The 3,374-nt window shown below is 37.0% G+C and carries 6 protein-coding genes; 2 read left to right on the forward strand and 4 right to left on the reverse strand.

Annotation, left to right across the window (positions count from 1 at the left end):
- The first annotated feature begins 209 nt into the window (after positions 1–209).
- A complete protein-coding gene (locus tag U736_RS0108485; RefSeq protein ID WP_004865366.1) occupies positions 210–491 on the forward strand; it encodes a type II toxin-antitoxin system RelE/ParE family toxin in 282 nt (93 codons plus the stop codon).
- An 18-nt stretch (positions 492–509) separates the two neighbouring features.
- On the forward strand, positions 510–809 hold the full coding sequence (locus U736_RS0108490) for a HigA family addiction module antitoxin (protein WP_026500666.1): 300 nt from the start codon (positions 510–512) through the stop codon (positions 807–809).
- Between the two features lie 56 nt (positions 810–865).
- Here U736_RS0108490 and U736_RS0108495 read toward each other — a convergent pair whose 3' ends face one another.
- From U736_RS0108495 to U736_RS0108510, 4 genes are all read right to left on the reverse strand, one after another.
- Positions 866–1,906 (reverse strand): tyrosine-type recombinase/integrase, encoded by a 1,041-nt coding sequence (locus tag U736_RS0108495; RefSeq protein ID WP_026500667.1) that lies wholly within the window; start codon positions 1,904–1,906, stop codon positions 866–868.
- 2 nt (positions 1,907–1,908) lie between these two features.
- A complete protein-coding gene (locus U736_RS0108500) occupies positions 1,909–2,157 on the reverse strand; it encodes a hypothetical protein (RefSeq protein WP_015857131.1) in 249 nt (82 codons plus the stop codon).
- Between the two features lie 74 nt (positions 2,158–2,231).
- Positions 2,232–2,783 carry an LbetaH domain-containing protein gene (locus U736_RS0108505; protein WP_026500668.1) on the reverse strand — a complete coding sequence of 184 codons (552 nt, stop codon included), beginning with the start codon at positions 2,781–2,783 and terminating at the stop codon, positions 2,232–2,234.
- A gap of 132 nt (positions 2,784–2,915) precedes the next feature.
- Positions 2,916–3,374, reverse strand: a 459-nt coding sequence (locus U736_RS0108510) for a DUF488 domain-containing protein (RefSeq protein WP_026500669.1), incomplete at its 5' end; no start/stop codon positions are given.

A 3,374-nucleotide genomic window follows, 5' to 3' on the forward strand; every position in this document is an offset into this window, starting at 1 on the left:
ACCCCAGCCAATGTTTAGTAAAATCAATAGGTTATATAAAAGTTCGGGAATTTTGATTCCGTTGATTCTTTTAACTTATTTTCTACCTGTCCCTAACTTTTTTATAGCTTATACCCAATCATTTTATCTAGATAACTGGATTTGTTAGCAGGGCGCTTGACTCTTATTTTTATTGATCGTATAGTGACGATATACGATAAGGGGCGGTAATGGCAATTGTGAGTTTCAAACATAAGGGCTTAAAATTATTTTATACAACAGGTTCTACAAAAGCTATTCAATCAGATCACGTGAAAAAATTACGCGTTATCTTGACGGCTTTAACAAGTGCTACGACGCCTGAAATGTTGAAAGCGCCTGCCTTTAAAATGCATCCTCTTAAAGGTGAACTTACAGGATACTATTCTATATGGGTGAATGGAAATTGGCGTGTTACTTTTCGCTTTATAGGAACAGATGTGGAGCTTGTTGATTATCAAGATTACCATTGATGAAAGGAACGAAAACAAATGATGCATAACCCCGCACATCCGGGCGAAGTTCTAAAAGTAGCTTTCTTAGAAGAAATGGGGATAACAATACAAAAGTTAGCTGATCATCTCCATATGACAAGAGCTTCTCTATCAAGAGTGATTAACGGACATGCCTCTATGAGTACCGAACTTGCAGTGAAATTAGAATTAGCTGGTTTTAGTAAAGCAAAATTTTGGCTGGATATGCAAACGAATTATAATTTATGGCAAACAATGCAACAGACACAACCACCTATTTCTCCTCTGGTTTCTGATGCACCTCAAATGCCGCATTAATTTCATTCATAATTTTGACGGGGCTTTGGTTTGTTTTCTTACTGTCAACTATGCTCTTAACTTTTTTGAAGTTTTTTGATTGCTTCTATTGCAAGTCGTTTTCTATCGGCTGTTTTGGTATAAAGGGATGCCATGTTATCTTCTGTCCAGCCAAAAAGCGCTTTCATTTGCGAAACTGTCGCGCCTGCATTTGCTGCACGTGTTGCTGCTAATTTTCGCAATCCGTGCGCTGATTTTTTAATACCTGCTGCATTACAAGCTTTACGAAACAGATTACCAAAACTTTCTTTGGTCAGTTTTTTACCTTCTTTACCGCAAATAAATGTTTCATCTCCAATAGGTCCAATTTTAAGTGTTTCTGCAAGTTCTGGCAAAATCGGGAGAAAAACATCGGTTTTAAATTGGCTTTTCTCTGTTTTTAAATGAATGATATTATCTGTTGTGATATCTTTCCAGCCGATACGAACGGCATCACCACGACGCAAGCCTGTATAAAGAAGAACATCAATCCAGACGCGTTCATGTGTACCATGTGACCAACGGTGATAATATTTGTCTATGTCCTCTTCTAACCATGGTATGAACCCTTCTGCGTTAAAGGATTTTGGCGGCTTTATATTAAAAGCAGGATTTCTATTCAAAAGATCATTATCAACTGCCCAATTGAAAAGACCATTTAAAGCCGTTAAAAAATGTCTTGCCGCTGCGGGAGTCTCTCGCCTTCTGTCTACGGCTTCAAGAATGTGTTGTTTGTTTATGCTTTTATATGCACGATCACCGATATGTTTAGAAACATTATTCAGAATTCGATATTTAACTTTTTTAGTAGATTCTGATTGATTATGCCATTGCATGCTTTGTAAATACTGATGCAATAACCAATCGAAAGACCCTTCTGTGAGTCTGGTACACCTCTTTGTTTTGGAGGAGCCATTTTGCGCTTGTTTAATAGCCAGCGTATAATTGTCAACAAACTCTTGCGTTCCATAGGTTCCTTCAATCCGAAACCGTGGTCCATGACCAATACGTACATACCATATAACTTTACCATGGCGTGTACGTTCACGAACAAGATGCGGTGGACGGCGTTTTGGCATGGCTAAAACTTTATACCGTCGACAGAGGGGCAGCTTTTGCTGGTCTCATAGTCTTCTTGTTCATTTTCAAGCGGTGGAAAATCGTCAATGCTATAAGTATTATCTGTCGTTGTTGGTGTTATGGTTTTATTGATATGAATTAATAATTCCCCTGTAGGTTTGATTTCTATGAGTTCACATCCTTGTTTTTTAGCTTCTCTTAAAGCACGAGCAATAGCTGGTTGCGTGATAGTAGGTGGGCGGTGTGGCATGTTTATTCCCCTTCATTTTAGATGTAATTCACTCGTGGCGTGAATCACGCTTGTGTTAAAAGTTGTTTGTGTGGTTAGAAACGGCTTATGTAGCTTGGATAGATTGTTGAATATTCACTTTTGGAGATGATTGAAGTTTCTCCACGAATTTCAAAATTACCAGAAATATCTATATTATCGAAAACATATACTTTATCTTGAATTCTAATATCTCCAGAAATGTGTGCATTTTTACATATAACGGCTTTTCCAAAAACACGAGCATTATCATAAACAAGACCATAAACATGTGCATTGTCATAAATTTGTGCATTGCCGAAGATTTGCGCATTGTATTCAACACCAGCATTACCACAAACCTTGGCACTATCATAAACCTTGGCATTATCTCTAATTATTGATTTTTCGAATATCTGTGCATTACCAAAAACCTTAGCGTTATCACAAACCGCGGCATCATGCCAAACCCAACAGTCGCCCTCATGACTTAAGTTATCTTCTTTTGCTATAAAGCCGCCTAGGTCACCTTTTTTAATATTTCTAAAGTCTCGTAATGCGCGAATGCGGTAAAGAGTTTTTCCGAAAAAATCATCTGTCTCATCAGTAAGTTCATATTTCTTTTCCATGGTTTATTTCCTTGATTTGCGCACAATCCACCCGCAGCGTGAATCATGCATTACTTAAAAGTTGTTAGGAAAGGGTGGGGGTGCTGGGAGGAGAGAGCACCCCCATATGTAAAAAGTTTGTAAGTTTATTTTTTAGATGTGTTCAATTTCATATTTCCAATCAGGCAATTGAGTAAGAGCTAATGCGAGTTGTCCTCTATGGCACATGCATACATTGGCTTCAAAACAGGTGATTGCAACACGCTTTTTATTTAAAAAAATTTGATATAATTTATTTATTGCACAAGAATTATTCTTGAGAGTTGTATTTTGATAATCTTCAAAAAGGCGGTCATAATCTTTTTGTGTTTTCAAATTTCTTCGTTTTTCAGAAGTAATTCCAAGTTCAGGCATATGCATATATTCAATATCAATGTTGCTTACAGCTTGCTCTAATTGTCTTTTCGAAAATCCCTGTTTTCTACTTATTGGATTTTTACGAACATCACATAAAGTTTTGATATTGTTTTCTATGAGACAACTAAGATAATTCTCAAGGGACCTACCTTCATAGCCAATGGTAAAAAAACAAAATTCCTCATCTTTAGCAGG

Source organism: Bartonella grahamii ATCC 700132, from assembly GCF_000518085.1.
Classification (GTDB): domain Bacteria; phylum Pseudomonadota; class Alphaproteobacteria; order Rhizobiales; family Rhizobiaceae; genus Bartonella; species Bartonella grahamii.